15 protein-coding genes are annotated in these 14,402 nt (G+C 58.1%); 7 read left to right on the top strand and 8 right to left on the bottom strand.

Going from position 1 to position 14,402, the window contains the following annotated elements:
* Positions 1-10: 10 nt before the first annotated feature.
* From FPL22_RS15150 to FPL22_RS15140, 3 genes are all read right to left on the bottom strand, one after another.
* Positions 11-1,471 (bottom strand): sigma-54-dependent transcriptional regulator, encoded by a 1,461-nt coding sequence (locus tag FPL22_RS15150; protein WP_203235166.1) that lies wholly within the window; start codon positions 1,469-1,471, stop codon positions 11-13.
* 137 nt (positions 1,472-1,608) lie between these two features.
* Positions 1,609-2,319 (bottom strand): response regulator transcription factor, encoded by a 711-nt coding sequence (locus FPL22_RS15145; protein WP_144353825.1) that lies wholly within the window; start codon positions 2,317-2,319, stop codon positions 1,609-1,611.
* Positions 2,316-4,028 (bottom strand): hybrid sensor histidine kinase/response regulator, encoded by a 1,713-nt coding sequence (locus FPL22_RS15140; RefSeq protein ID WP_162525327.1) that lies wholly within the window; start codon positions 4,026-4,028, stop codon positions 2,316-2,318. Before FPL22_RS15140 ends, FPL22_RS15145 begins: the two co-directional genes overlap by 4 nt.
* A gap of 209 nt (positions 4,029-4,237) precedes the next feature.
* On the opposite strand from FPL22_RS15140, the gene FPL22_RS15135 reads away from it, so the two are divergent.
* The 4 genes from FPL22_RS15135 to FPL22_RS15120 all read left to right on the top strand — a co-directional run bounded on the left by FPL22_RS15135 (position 4,238) and on the right by FPL22_RS15120 (position 6,463).
* Positions 4,238-4,564 (top strand): BON domain-containing protein, encoded by a 327-nt coding sequence (locus FPL22_RS15135; protein ID WP_144353823.1) that lies wholly within the window; start codon positions 4,238-4,240, stop codon positions 4,562-4,564.
* Positions 4,565-4,777: 213 nt separating this feature from the next.
* Positions 4,778-5,161 (top strand): hypothetical protein, encoded by a 384-nt coding sequence (locus FPL22_RS15130; RefSeq protein ID WP_144353822.1) that lies wholly within the window; start codon positions 4,778-4,780, stop codon positions 5,159-5,161.
* 43 nt (positions 5,162-5,204) lie between these two features.
* Positions 5,205-5,801 carry an RNA polymerase sigma factor gene (locus tag FPL22_RS15125; RefSeq protein WP_144353821.1) on the top strand — a complete coding sequence of 199 codons (597 nt, stop codon included), beginning with the start codon at positions 5,205-5,207 and terminating at the stop codon, positions 5,799-5,801.
* A gap of 191 nt (positions 5,802-5,992) precedes the next feature.
* Positions 5,993-6,463, top strand: a complete 471-nt coding sequence (locus tag FPL22_RS15120) for a response regulator (RefSeq protein ID WP_144353820.1) — start codon at positions 5,993-5,995, stop codon at positions 6,461-6,463.
* A 43-nt stretch (positions 6,464-6,506) separates the two neighbouring features.
* Here the strand turns inward: FPL22_RS15120 and FPL22_RS15115 are convergent, their stop codons facing one another.
* From FPL22_RS15115 to FPL22_RS15095, 5 genes are all read right to left on the bottom strand, one after another.
* Positions 6,507-6,965, bottom strand: a complete 459-nt coding sequence (locus FPL22_RS15115; protein ID WP_144353819.1) for a response regulator — start codon at positions 6,963-6,965, stop codon at positions 6,507-6,509.
* On the bottom strand, positions 6,962-8,746 hold the full coding sequence (locus FPL22_RS15110) for a sensor histidine kinase (protein WP_144353818.1): 1,785 nt from the start codon (positions 8,744-8,746) through the stop codon (positions 6,962-6,964). The genes FPL22_RS15115 and FPL22_RS15110 overlap by 4 nt, the downstream gene beginning before the upstream one ends.
* Positions 8,747-8,751: 5 nt before the next feature.
* The gene (locus tag FPL22_RS15105; RefSeq protein WP_144353817.1) at positions 8,752-9,540 is read right to left on the bottom strand and encodes a CheR family methyltransferase; all 789 of its coding nucleotides are present in this window, start codon (positions 9,538-9,540) and stop codon (positions 8,752-8,754) included.
* Positions 9,541-9,842: 302 nt separating this feature from the next.
* Positions 9,843-10,046 carry a DUF3185 family protein gene (locus tag FPL22_RS15100; RefSeq protein WP_144353816.1) on the bottom strand — a complete coding sequence of 68 codons (204 nt, stop codon included), beginning with the start codon at positions 10,044-10,046 and terminating at the stop codon, positions 9,843-9,845.
* 60 nt (positions 10,047-10,106) lie between these two features.
* Positions 10,107-11,969, bottom strand: a complete 1,863-nt coding sequence (locus FPL22_RS15095; protein ID WP_144353815.1) for an alpha-amylase family glycosyl hydrolase — start codon at positions 11,967-11,969, stop codon at positions 10,107-10,109.
* A 153-nt stretch (positions 11,970-12,122) separates the two neighbouring features.
* Here FPL22_RS15095 and FPL22_RS15090 point away from each other — a divergent pair, with 153 nt between their 5' ends.
* The 3 genes from FPL22_RS15090 to FPL22_RS15080 all read left to right on the top strand — a co-directional run bounded on the left by FPL22_RS15090 (position 12,123) and on the right by FPL22_RS15080 (position 14,396).
* A complete protein-coding gene (locus tag FPL22_RS15090; protein WP_144353814.1) occupies positions 12,123-12,587 on the top strand; it encodes a hypothetical protein in 465 nt (154 codons plus the stop codon).
* 254 nt (positions 12,588-12,841) lie between these two features.
* Complete coding sequence (locus tag FPL22_RS15085; RefSeq protein ID WP_144353813.1) at positions 12,842-13,216, top strand: hypothetical protein; 375 nt, start codon at positions 12,842-12,844, stop codon at positions 13,214-13,216.
* A gap of 10 nt (positions 13,217-13,226) precedes the next feature.
* Positions 13,227-14,396 (top strand): sensor histidine kinase, encoded by a 1,170-nt coding sequence (locus FPL22_RS15080; RefSeq protein WP_144353812.1) that lies wholly within the window; start codon positions 13,227-13,229, stop codon positions 14,394-14,396.
* Positions 14,397-14,402 lie beyond the last annotated feature (6 nt).

Genomic DNA, 14,402 nt, shown 5'->3' with positions numbered 1-14,402 from the left:
CGCGCCCGGCTTAAATCGCCTCGGGCACGGCAAAGGTTTCGACCGAGCCCGGCAACCGCTTCCGCTTCCGATAAAGCGTAGCTTGGTTGATACCCAGGATTTCGGCGGCATGGCCGAGCGTTTGCGTGCGTGCGATCACTTCGCGGATGTGCGCCTCTTCGAGTTCCGCGAGGCTGATGAGATCGCCCACCTGCGGGATGCCTGATTGGCCCTCTTCGCAGAAAATCGGGAAATCGGCCACATCGAGGTGATCGCTGTCAGAAAGGATCGCCGCGCGCTCCACCATGTTGCGAAGCTCGCGCAGATTTCCCGGCCACCGGTGTTGCATCAACACCTGGCGCGCCTCCGGCGTGAAGGCGCGGTTTTTGCGCAGACCGGAGTTGCGGGTGACTTCGCGCAGAAACTCCTCAGCCAGCGAAAGAATATCCTCCGGACGCCGGCGCAACGACGGCATATCGAGCGTGATGACGTTAAGCCGGTAAAAAAGATCCTCACGAAAACGCCCCGCCTTCACCTCTTCGCGCAGATCGCGATTGGTCGCGGCGAGCACGCGGATGTTGGCCTGACGCGTCTTCGTTTCACCCACGCGTTCATACTGGCGGTCCTGCAAAAGGCGCAGGAGCTTGGGCTGAATCTCGAGCGGCAATTCGCCGATTTCGTCGAGAAACAAAGTGCCGCCTTCCGCCGCCGCGACCTTGCCCACCGCATCGTTGATCGCGCCGGTAAACGAACCGCGCACATGGCCGAACAGTTCGCTTTGCAGCAACTGCGACTGAAGACACGGGCAGTTCACCGTGACGAAAGGCATGCGCTTGCGCAGGCTGCGCTGATGGATGCCGCGGGCCAGCGCGGTCTTTCCCGTGCCGTTTTCGCCAAGGATAAGAATGTTCGCCGAGGTCGGGGCAACCCGCAGCGCGATCTGCAGCACCTGCCTCATCGGCTGGCTTTGAGAACCGAACGCAACCGGCGAGGCCGTCTCTTCAGCGGTCGGTTCGCCCGTGGATTCTTCGACCTCGGGCGTCTTGGGCGCAGGCGCTACGACCGGCAGTGGCTCGCGGGCAGTCTCTTTTAAAAGTGATTTCAGATCCTCGGTCGAAAATGGCTTGAGGATGCAGCGATTCGCGCCGCGTTTTTGCGCAACGGTCGCCACGCTTTCACCCGCTACGGTGGCCACCACGGGAATCTCCGCATCCAGCGTCCGCAGCATGGCGAGCATGTCGGAACCGGCGGTGGACTTCATTTCCCAATCCAGCAACACCACGCAAAAGGGATTTAGGGATGACAACGCTTCCAAGGCGGCGGGCGACTCGATGCAGGTCACCACATCGGTTTCACCCACCAGACCGAAGGCCAGCAAACGCCGGCTGCGGGCTTCATCGCCGATCATCAAAACTGTCAAAGGCACCGCACCATCCGTGGACTCTTTGCCGGCTGCCTGGCTTGGCACCAGTGATTTTTGCACGAATTTCATGGGTTGCGGCGTGCATTCTAAACGAATTCAGCCGGATTTAAATCCGGCTGAATTCGTTTATCACGGGGGTTAATCCCCCCGCCGCCCCATCGGGGATTTCCCCATGGGGCATTTACTCTTCATTTAAGCCCTGCGGCTTAAACGATGTTTTCGCTTTTCACCCACTGAATGGCGTGACGAACGAGATCGGCGCCTTTTTCGATGTGCAGTTTAAGTTTCAGATGCTCGCGGTAGGAATCGATCGTCTTGACGCTCAGGTTAAGCTTGGTGGCGATCTGGCGCGTGCTGAATCCGTTGCCGATGAGTTGGAAGACCTCCATCTCGCGGTCGCTGAGCGTATCGATGGAGAAAACGACTTCGTCCTTACGATTGTGCACGAGGCGGTGGAGCATCTTTTCCTTCATCTTTTCGCTCAGATAAAGTTCGCCGGCGAGAATACGGCGGATGGCGATCAATATGCTTTCGCTGGCTTCCTGCTTCATCACGTAGCCCTTGGCACCGGCGCGCAGGGCGCGTTCGGCATACAGGCTCTCGTCGTGCATCGACATGATCAGAATCGGCAGATCAGGCAGCAGCACCTTCAGGTTTTTCGTGAGCTCGATGCCGCTGGTCGTCTTCAGGGAAATATCGACAACCGCGAGGTCGGCCTTGGCCTTTTGAAGAAGATCGAAGGCCTTCGGCGCGCTGTCGGCTTCTCCGCATACTTCAAGGTCAGGCTCCTGGTTGATGAGCACCGCCACGCCCTGGCGGGTGATGGGATGGTCATCGACGAGGAAAATCCGGCGCTTGGTGATAACAGGGGCGGCCTCGGCAGCAGGAGCAGTCGGAGCGGTGGAGGAGGATTTCATTTTGAAATTAAAAACGGGAAGATGCACTCGACCCGCGTTCCGCCTTGCGGTTGCGACTCAATCGAAAGATTTCCACCGATCATACCCGCACGATAACGCATCAGTCGCAAGCCCACGCCCGCACCGCTCCCGTTTTGCTGCATATCGAAGCCATGGCCGTTGTCCTCGATCGCGAGGCGGCCGCCTTCGGGACTGGAGTCGAGCACCACCTCGATACGAGTGGCTTTGCCGTGGCGGGTGGCGTTTTGCAGCGCCTCCTGCGTGATGCGATAGAGATGCAGCGCACTGTCGTGATCGCACTCGAACGGTTCGTCGGCAGAGCGGAAATGACACTCGATGCCGTGCACGATCTCCATCTGGTCGGTCAGATGCTCGAGCGCGGTCGACAGGCCGGATTGATCGAGTTGCACCGGGCACAAGCCGCGGGCCAGAGCGCGCGTCTGCGCCGTGGCCTCGTTCACCAGACGGGCAATTTCATCCGCCGGCTTGGTTTCCGGAAGGTTTTGCGCTTTCAACCGGTCGCGCAGAGCCGCCGCCATGCAGGCGATGCCCGTGAGATGCTGCCCGAGTCCGTCATGGAGGTCGGCTCCGATGCGCAGTTGCTCAGCATCGCTGATCAACAGGAGTTTTTTCTCCAGCCAGCGACGCTCGGTGATATCGATCGAGAAACCGACAGCACCGCGTCCGCGGGCCTTGGTGTGATGGAAAAAGGTATCGAACGCGTGCTCACGTCCTTCGTGTTGAATCGGCAGGATGAAGTTGGAATCGCCGGCCTGAAAGGTTCTCGCAATCTCCGCCGCGGCCATCGTCGACAGGTCCGCCATGGAACGCCCCACGAGCTGATCGCCATTCAAACCCACGCCTTCCAGACCACTCCCGCGCGCCTCAAGGATGGTGCCCTCTTCGTCCACGCTCCACGCGATGACGGGCAGGCTCTTCAGAATACCGTTCAACAAAGCGGTGGCCTTGAGCAGCAGCTCTTCGGCTTTGATGCGCTCGGTGATTTCGATGGCGGCAAGACCTTGCAGCTGGCCCGTGCCGGCCTCGCCCATCGGGAACGAGTTCACCAACCAGTAGTGTTCGCCATCGGTGAACGAGCGCGGCTCGGAGGAAGGCGTCGATTGCCAGATAGAGCTGACGGGTGCGTTTTCAAAGTGCGTCTGAAACCGCTCGTTTTGGAAAACATAACGGCCTTCGTCATCACGAATGGACACCGCGCACGGCACATTGCGCATGAACAACTCAAGCTGGTGCTGGCTCTTTTTCACCGAGGACAACATGGCCGCGTGACGCAGCGAGTAACGGATCGCACGCTCCAGCTGCGTGATGTTAAGGCCGTTTTTGCAGAGGTAATCGGATGCACCGGCACCCAGCGCCTCGCGATCCACCTCGGGACTGTCGTGGCCGGTCAACAGAATGACCGGCTGTTCGCAGCCCATCAGAATCGATTCGCGAAGGAGATCGAGACCGGTGCCCGTGCCCAGATTGTAATCGAAGAGAGCAACATCGTGTTGACGGGCAGCCACCGCCTGCAGTCCTGCTTCGTAGGTGGAACACCAAGTGAGTTCGTAACGGGCAAAGACCGCTTTGCGGAGGATTCGATCAAGATAAACGTAGTCGTCCTCCTGATCCTCGACCACCAGCACGCGGATGGTTTTCGGCTTCTCGGCGGTCGCTGCAAATCGAAAGGGAGTAGATTCAGGTATCACAATTTTACGGTATTCCGGCGGTGGAAATAGTTCCCATGGAGCATGGTGTAATTTCCCGTCGAGCGCCATCGGGGATTTCCCCAATCGAGGATTTACAGCTCATTTGAAGGGAGAAATCCCCATGACCCGAAGTGCCTTTCCCTCGGTATCAATCTTCCGCGAATAGTTTATTATGAACACGTCACCAGACATTTAATCTTAATAACATCATGAAAAACTCCCTCCGTATCACCACCACTTGCCTCGCTCTCCTCCTCGGCACCGGCGCCGTCCTCACCTCCGGCTGCGCGGGCACCGCCACCAAGGAAAGCACCGGCGAATACATCGATAACTCCGCGATCACCACCAAGGTGAAGTCCGCCTTTGCCTCCGATGAGATGGTCAAGGGTCGCGAAATCACCGTCGAAAGCTTCCGCGGCACCGTTCAGCTGAGCGGCTTCGTCAACACCTCCGCCGAGAAGGATCGCGCCGGTCGTATCGCCGGTTCCGTCGAAGGCGTCACCGACGTGAAGAACAACATCATCGTTAAGAAGTAATCTTCACCTGTCGCAGGCGTTCACCGCCCGCCACTCCCCCGCCGCCGGCATTAAAATGCCGGCGGTTTTTTTACGTCTGCTCGAAGCCGTTTTTACCGGTTCCCCACCCCCGCTTAGGGATGCTGCCCGATGCCGGGCCGTTCATTTTTTGGCTATAGTTTTTTTCATAGTTGGAGCCTCTGATCACCACCCACCCCCGTAACCCGCCTTCATATGAATTCACACGAGACCAACTCAGGAAAAATTCTCCTTCACGGATCTGAAGCGGGTGAAATCACTCCCGCGATGATCGAACATCGTGCGCAGGAAATCGCGCTCATCGAAGGACACGACGGTGTGTCCAGCGCCGACCGCCGCACCGCCCGTCAAGAGCTTCAAGGCCGCACCCTGCCCGAAACCACTTCGGACGACAGTGCCGTCATCGCCAGCTCCATGAATCGCGATCCCAGCGATCCGGTTTCGGTGCCCGGCCATCAAACCCAGATTCACAACAACGAAGGCGACGATCCCGATATGATCGAGCGTCTCGCCATCGAAGGCGTCGAGGAAGCCCAACACGAGCAGATGCTCGCCTCGCGCCGCCAGAAAAACCGCTGACCCTACCCCGCCCGCCATGAATGCTTTTGCCCCCAGCCTTCCGATGAATTTCCCCATCGGCGCCCTGACTTCGGCGGATGCCGACACCGCCCTCATGAACGATTATCAACACGGCGATTCGTCCGCCTTCCTCACGTTGATTCGCAAACACAACCGCGCGATTTTTCACCTCGCGCACTCACTGGTTCGCAACGAAGTCGCTGCCGAGAACATCACGCAGCAGGTCTTCGCCCGCGCCCGCCGCCATATCAACCAAGGCCACTGCCCGGTTTCGATCAGCCACTGGCTTTATTATGCAACGCTGCGTTTTTCACGTCACCACCAGTGGCACGCCGAACGTCGCCTCCGCGTCCGCCGTATGTCCACGGGCAACGTCAACCCGGCGCCTGCTTTCAACCTGCAGGTTTTCGCCCGAGTAATCGCGACCCAGCCGGGAAAAATCGAGCCGCGTGACAGCGAATTGCTCGCATTGCATCATGTCTTGGGTCTCGCCGTTGGAGAGATTGCACGTCTGCTCCGCACGCATCCCTACGAGACGTCCAACCGTCTGATTTGGGCACGTGAGCGCGTGCTCAAGCTTAGTGGCATCCAATCATTCGATGCCGAGGGCTCCCACGCTGCGCTCGCGATGAGCGCCTGAGGATTTCACGGGAACTTAGCTTCAGGAACGAAGTCAGCATCGGGGAATCTCCTAGATCCCCCTCGGGTATTGTTTGGTTTGTATCGCGTAAGATCCGTCTTTCTCGACACCGGCGAACGCGCGAGGCGTTGTAAACCGCTCCAGCGATCCATTCATTGCGATCACAAGATCATCCCGCACGACTCTTTCCAATGAAAGCCCTCTCGAATCCAGAAACACCCTTCACGTTCAACATCACGGGACCCAATTCCGTGCTGCTCGTCGACGATGATGATGATGCCATTCTGTTGATTCAGCTGTTGCTCAAACGCGCCCAAGTCAGTGCGCCCGTTCATATCACCACGGATGGCGAACAGGCCGTCGCTTACTTTCAATCCCGCCTGGCGAACCCGGCTGAACTGCTCCCTTCAATCGTTTTTCTCGACCTGCGACTCCCCCGTCAAAGCGGCTTTGAAGTTCTCAAGTGGATTCGCGCGCAACCCGGCCTCAAAGACGTGCCCGTCCTCATCATGAGCTCTTCCAACCGGCTCACCGACATGGAAACCGCCAAGGCACTGGGCGCGGATTTCTACTGCGAAAAATATCCGGCGCTTGAGGACCTGATCGCGCTGTTCGCCGGCAAAACGTTCTTCCCGCCCATTCCAACGCTGGACTTCGGTTGAGCGGCCGCGCCCGCGGGCTCATCGCCACCGCCGCGTCGGTTAATTATGATTGCGCGGGCATCTCAACCGATGCCTGTCGAGCGAGCCACGTATTCGTCAGCTGTTTTGCCATGTCCAAGAACTGGCTGCCGGACGTGGGCTTGAGCAGATACTCGGTCGCCCCGAGTTTCTCCGCGCGCTCGCGATCCTCCAAACGACCGGATGAGGAGAAAATTACCACCGGCAGCGTTTTGAACTCGGGTTGCCCGCGCAACCACTCGAGCACTTCGAATCCCGAACGGATCGGCAGATTCAGATCGAGCAAAACAAAGGTCGGCAACGGGTGGCGTTCACGGTCCGCATAAGGCTCGCGCCCCGACAAATACGAGATGGCCCGCTCGCCGTCCTCGACCGCATGGAAGCGATCATGGGCACCCAGCTTCTTGAACGCATTGCGCATGAAAAAGACGTCGCCCTGTTCGTCTTCAACGTAGAGCACGCGGGCCTGGGTTGGCGTGCTCATGCGCGGGAGCCGGCCGTCTTCAGTTCGATCCAAAAACGACTGCCCTGCCCCGGTTCAGATTCCACACCGACCGCGCCACCCATGCGTTCCACGACCTTTTTAACCAAGGCCAGGCCGATGCCCGTGCCTTCGTAATCCTTGCTCAATCGCTGGAACATCACGAATACCTTGGACTGCATTTCCTTCGGGATACCGATGCCGTTATCTTCGAACCAAAAACGCACGCGGTCACCGCGCTGCTCGACGGAAATCCGCACGGATGGAACTTTGCCTGCCGCGACAAATTTCACGGCATTGCCGATCAAGTTGGAGAAACTTTGGGTCAGCGCAGCTTCGTTCCCGAGGACCGATGGAAGCTCCCCGACGATTTCGATTTTTGCATTCGGCTCTTGGAAAATCGGGTAGGAGTCGATCATGCCGCGCAGCAAACGGTCCACGTTGACCTCCTCACGAGGCATCTCGTGGCGCACCGCCTTGCTGTAGCTGAGCGCATCCGTAATCAGGCGATCCATGCGGCTGGCGGCTGTGGTGATGCGCTTCAGGTATTCACGGCTCTGTTCGTTGATCGAATCCATGCAATCCTCGGCCAGCAATCCGGCGAAACCATGCATCGCACGCAGCGGGGCTCGCAGGTCATGCGTGATCGTGTAGGAGAAGTGCTCGAGTTCGTTGACGAGCTCCTGCAACTCGACCGTGCGTTCTTTCACGATACGGTCGAGATCGGTGTTGGTGCGCTGCAGCTCGGACTGCAACCGGCGCGAATCCATCAACAGTGAACACTGGGCTGACATCCACTCGATGATGCGAAACTGTTCCTTCGTCCATTCATGCGCGTGGTCGGAGTAAACCTTTATGACGCCGACGGTTTTGCCAGCCAGGCGCAGGGGCGTGGCAATCATCGAGCGGAATGCGCTGTCGGTGGTTTGTGCCCCCTCAAGGTCGGGGCGCAAACGAAGATCCGATACATAAGCCGTGCGATCATGGCCCATGACCACGGCGGCAAAAGACCGGTCAAACGACCAGCGACGCGAGGGCAGCCCAAGAGGGCCGGCCTGCGCCAGCACCACGAGATCGTCACCTTCTTTTTCCAAGATCACCGCCGCCGAAGCCGACTCACCGAGTAACGACATCAAGAGATGACATATCCGCTCCGGCAATTCACCCGACGCATCCACATGGAGTGAATCTAGGAGCGACTGGAGAATCGCCTGGCGCTTGTTCGACTCCGAATTGGCGACCTGCAACTCCTCGGCTTGAGCCTGGAGTTCCTCGGCCTGCTGCTGCACTTCTTCAGCCTGTTGCTGGATCTCTTCGTTTTGTTCGGCGAGTTCCGTGGTCTGGCCCTGAAGCTCCTCGTTTTGACGGGTGATTTCCTCCTCACGCGCCATGAGTTCCTGATTTGATTCCTCCAGCTGCGATTTTTGAACGCGCATCGAGGCTATCAACTCCACCACGATGTGCACAGCCAGGCCGATTACCAGCATGTTGACCATCTGCATCGCCCAGACCGTAAACGGCGCCATCTGGAACACGGGTGACGACACGATAAACACCTTGTAAGCGGACATCAGACCATACGTGCCCATCAAGCCCCACAACAGGCGGCGGTCCGGATACCAAAGACAGACGAGCAACGGCAGCCCGTAGCCGATACTGACCAGACTGTTTTCGAGGAGAATGAAGCGGATCCAGCCCATGACCACGACGCACACGATGTAGAGGAGAATCGTGACGGGGAGGACCGGCTTGCGCTGCAGATTGGCGATAAATTTCGTGATCATTACGGTTACAGGTTCTTTCGGTAAATTGAATGGGCAACGCGCACCAATGGCAGCGTCGCGGGAGGCTTTTCGGCTTTTCCAGTGATCAGGAATCCGCCCGGCGTTAATTGATCACACAAGCGGCCCCAAGTCTCGGTGCCATGCGCTTCGTTAAGATAAATGGAGACATTGCGAAACAGGATGAGGTCGAACGGTGCATCGGCCTTGAATGTCAAAAGGTCAGCGGCCTCCCACTGTATTTGTTTTTTGAGCACGGGTTGAACCATCCAGCGCAGACCGGCTATTTCGAAAAAACGGCGGCAGCGCTCGGGCTCTATTCCCGCCATGTCCTCGGCGCTGTAAACTCCCTTCGCCGCCCGCTTGATCGCGTCGCTGCGGCAATCCACGCCGAGTAACGCGCACGCCTCAAGCACACCCGCCTCGGCGAGCAACATAGCCACCGAGTAAAGCTCCTGCCCACCCGATGAGCCCGCGCTGCACACGCGCAATCCGCCGCGAGTCTTCAGTAACTGCGGCAACACCTCGGACTCCAAATAATCAAACGCCGCCCGGTCGCGGAAAAATTCGCTCACGCCGATCAAGACCGTGTTGAGCGCGAACGGCAGCATCTCCGGCTTGCGCTCCAAAAGCTCCCGCGCCGAATCCGGTGTGCTCACGCGCAATTGACGCAGGCAGGCCGACACCCGCCGTTGCATCGCGGCCGGTCGGTAAGCCGCCGGCTCCAACCCCGCGCGCTCCAACATCCAGGCCATCAGCGGATGTAACACTTCATCCGCCGCCGCCTCCCGCTTCATCACTGGCTTGATAACGGAGGAATCAAACGCCCGCGCCGGTCTGACCAAAGCAGGGCTTCGGGACGCAGAGTCTACACCGGCAAAGGAGATGTGCGTAAGGTTATCCAAGCGGGAAATTTAAGGCCGAATAACTCGCAGAGGCACCTCATCCGCAAAAGAAAATAAACGACGTGCCTCCACATTGGGTTAATTCCCGTAACACCCATAGGGAAATCCCCCACATACCGGTGAATAAAAAGCGCCGTGCCCTCGAAGAGCACAGCGTTTTCAATTACGACAGATCGAGCCTGTCGCGCTGCAGCTTACGACTTGCCGCCGCGGAATACACCGAAGCCGCCCACGATGATGCCAACGGCACCACCGATGATGAGCCAGAGGCTCTTGTCGGTGGGCGTGCCGGTGACGCCTTCTTTGACGGAGGAAGCGATGGAATCGCCTGCGCTGATTCCGTAAACGAGAAGAATGACGCCGATGACGAGGATAGCGATGGATACAGGCTTATTCATGATGATTTGGATGGGTTGTTGGTTATAACTGACGGAAATTTAAAAGAAGCGGTGCGCGCATCAGGTCTGCGCATCCTGCGAAAAGATGAGCACCGAATAAGGTCCGATGCCGGTCGTGATATGGTGTGCGAATCCGTCGCGCGGTTCCTCAACTGCTTCAATATCATGCGCCGGATGATCACTAAAATCGTCGGAGTAGGCCCGGCTGTCGCTGTTGAGTCGCACCCGCCACAGACCGCCCGACGGCACGCCAACCGCGTAATCGAGCACGGGTTGCGTGGAGAGATTTACGATCACAATCACATCGTCACCAGGACCACCATCCCGCTTGCGATGGTAGCCGATGACCTTGCTCTCGTGATTCACGTGGTGCGTTTCCACATACTGGCCACCGAGTCCGGAACTGAAACCTCCGCTATTACGGCGGAGCGAAATCAGATCACGATAAAACGCGTGCATGCCGGGGAAGCGTTCCAGCTTGGTCCAGTCCACGGGCACTTCGTCACGGAACCACTCGTCTTCCAAAAATTCCTGACCTTGGAAAATCATGGGAATACCCGGAGCCGTCATCACCAACGCGGCGCCCAGCGAGGAGCGTTTGCGCGAGGGATAACCATCGGGTTCCGCCGGGTTGATTTCAGAGGGCAGGCGCGCTTTGCCATTGGCCACCTCGTCATGGGATTCGCTGTAAACGACGCGCTTGAACGCATCGCCATCGTAGCAACTTTTCAAAGCCCCCACGACCTTGTCGAGATCACGATGTTCATCGGCCGCGACGACCAGCGTCTCGCGCACCGGATGAACAAAACCCGCGTCCCATTGCGCACCGAAGCCCGCGCCACCCGCGCCCGTGGGCTTCACGACCCACTCACTGTCGCGCAGATCCTCGGCCAGCGTGATCACACCGGGAAACTCCGCGCGTAACTCGTCGTTGATCCACTGGCAAAGTCCCCAGCCCTCCTTCGCGTCATCGGACGGATCATCGGTGTTACCACGATAGGTGCGGATATACAGCGACATGTCCCAACGCAGTCCGTCGATGCCGTAGTCGGCGATCCACATGCGGGCGTTGTCGCGAATGTAGGAGCGCACCTCACCGCGTCCATAATCAGGTCGGGTCGCACCCCACGGGGTTTCGGCGCGCCAGTCATTGTAGAAATAAATGCCGCCGCCGCCGTTTTCACTCCAGCCATCGAACTGCCACAGCGACAGATCGCTCGGCCCAAAATGGTTGTAAACCACATCGAGGATCACCGCGATGCCGTTCTCGTGCGCCACGCGCACGAACTCCTGCAACGCTTCCGGACCACCGTAAGCCGACTCGACGGCGAAGGGATGCGCCGGATTGTAGCCCCAGGAAAGATCGCCGGCAAACTCGGCAATCGGCATGATCTCAATGGCGTTGATACCGAGATCTACGAGGTAAGGAATCTTCTCAATCGCCGAGGCAAACGAGCCGGGCCCCTTGCCCTTCTCGGCGTGAAATGTGCCGATATGCATTTCGTAGATGACGAGCTGATCCTGCGTCGGTGCCTTAAAATCAGTGCGGCCGACGCCAGCCTTGGGAACCCACACGATGCCGTTACCAGCGGAATTAACGACTTTGCGAGCCCGGGGATCCACGCGGTCAAATTCAGCTTCCCCGTTGCGCAGGTGATATTTGTATTCGTCGCCCACGTTCGCCTCCGGCACGACGCCATACCAAGTGCCGTTGTCTTCACGCGTGAGAGGATGCGCAACCGCGTCCCAGTCATTGAACGGACCCGTCACGCTCACCGCATCGGCGTTGGGCGCCCACACTCGAAACGCAACGCCTTGGTCCAATGGAATTGGCCCCATGCCTTCAACGACTGGTTGAGACGTGCTGCTGGCGGCTGACTTTTTTTTGGCAGGCGCAGGACAATCTGCAGGAGGAATACTCATGACGTGAGAATATGTAAGTGCGGACGGTTGTTGAAATTACTGGAACGGATTTCCTTATCGCACCTGCCATACCAAGCCACTTACACGACACTTATCTTCCTATAAACCATAATCTTAAACAATTGATCCACACTTGTTATTACTGGAGCCATCGTGCAACCCGCCCGCTTCGCTCAAACAGCCTTTGCAAAACGCAACAACCATGGGGGATGCGTAAAATTAGTTTTGCAGCAGTTGGCACCGGTTAGTCCCGAGCCGGTCTGTCGCCTCATGATCAACAAGGTAAAGGACGACCTTACGAAAATGAAAAATGACCGTCCCGGAAAACGCTTCCGGAACGAACACAAGCGCGCCAAGGCTCACGGCATCACCGGCGGTTGGATACGGGTTGTTGTTATTATACTGGCCATCGTATCCGCCGCGATCGGCGTCGTGCTCGTCTTCATCCCCGGGCCGGCTTTCGTCTTCTTTATTCTTTCAGGTGCATTGGTCGCCTCACAGTGGTGGGCGGCCGCGCGGGTTCTGGATAAGAACGAACTCGTCCTGCACCGCCTGTGGCGCTGGGCAAAACGCAAATGGAGTTCCTTCCGAAAACCGCATCACCCCGCTCGCGGTTGAGCTATGTATTAAGCCGTCAGGTTGTAATGCACCACGCATACAGCCGTAAAATCCCCTATTTCGCCCCCCCCCATTCAGTGCTAGATTAACGTGTGAACAAGAAGCCTTCTAACCCTGCGCCCCGCGCCCCCGCTACCAAACGGGCCACGCCTTCGGCAAAAACAGGGAAGGCGCCGTTCGTTCTCACCGAGATCTCGACGGCTGTCCCCTCGAAGCTGGACTTACGCAAGCGCTCGCAAAAGGCTGCGAGCTCTATGTCGAAACCCACCCAGCGTTCCGCCCAACAATCGCTTCCGGCCGGAACCGCCGAGCAAATGATTCGTGTGCGCGTGAAGGCACTTGAGATCCCCCCGATCAAAGACGGCATCGTCATCGGGCGTGACGCGGCGATCGGCGGCGAAGCCATGACTCGCACCCTTCGTCTCATGACCAATGAGAAATTTGAACGCTTCGTCATTCCGAAGGACGATATCATCCAGGACGTGATTCTGCGCTCTTCCGTCGTGCGCAAACTCGGCAAGGAACGCATGCTGAAATTCATCATGGATCGTATCAAGCCCGTGATGACCGACAACGAACTCCTCATGCTCGATATCGATATCGAGCTCGTGATCGAGGATTCGTTGTAACCCCGTTTTTATGTCCGCCACCACTGCAAAAAATCTTCTCAGCACGCGTGTGGTGGTCGTGCATCCCGAGCAACGTCTGGCAGACGTGGCCGATTCATTGCGGCTCAACCGCGCACACTATTGCGTCATCACGGATGAAAGGACCGGTGTTTTTGAGGGCCTTATTCCTCTCGCCGGCACCCACGGTCTGACCAATGCGGGCCATCGCATTTTCTCCGACCTCATCATCGATACCCCGTTGAAACGCATTGCCGGTGATGCACCTTCGGAGGCGATTATCGCCGATCTCGGTTCCGATCACAACCGCGTGCTCATCGTCGAGCAAAGCGACGGCCGCTATCTTGGAATCGTCACCATGGAAAGCGTCTGGGACTGGCTCGCTCAATCCCAAGCCACCCAGCAGCGCATGCTCGAACGCGTTTACGACGACCAGCGCAGGCTCTCCGACTTTCTTGAGAAGAAAGTGGAGCAACGCACCGCCAGCCTCCACCAGGCGTTGAATGCATTTCGCGCGTCTTCAATCAACCTGTCCCACGACGTGGGCGGTCCGTTGCGCACCATTAAGTCTTTCGTCGAAATGCTCACGACCGGCGAATGCGGCGTCCTCAACGACGAGGGACGCGCTTACGTTGACCGCATCGTGCGCGCCGCCACCAAAGTGGAAACCCTCGCCGCCGACATCCTCGGCCGCTCCCGCGAAGCCGCCAAATCCGCTCCCGCCGCGCAACATGCCGTGGATCTGAACGAAGTCGTTTCTGACGCACTTGAGCTTTCCCAGGCATTACTCGATGAGCGCGCTGCCTCCATTACGAAGCGAGAGGTTCTCCATGTTGTCTCGGGCCGTTACGTGCCGTTGCTCCAAATCATTTCCAACCTCGTGGTCAATGCAGTGAAATACGTGCCCGCTGACCGCCTTCCTCAGGTAGAAATCTGGTCGGATGAATCGGCTGATGGCGTGCGCCTCCACATCAAAGACAATGGCCGCGGTATCAGTGCCGCGAATACCCAAACTATTTTCGCGCCGTTTGTCCGCCTTGATGAAAACCTGACGGCCGGCACCGGTCTAGGGCTATCGATCGCCCTCGATGCCGTGCATGATCTGGGAGGCAACATCACCCTCGATTCGAAAGAAGGCGTGGGCAGCGTTTTCACCGTCGAGCTCAGGCCAGCGGCTGCTTGAATAAAA

The sequence above is a fragment of the Rariglobus hedericola genome, from assembly GCF_007559335.1.
GTDB classification, from domain to species: Bacteria; Verrucomicrobiota; Verrucomicrobiia; order Opitutales; family Opitutaceae; genus Rariglobus; species Rariglobus hedericola.
This window is presented reverse-complemented; position numbering and strand designations above follow the sequence as displayed.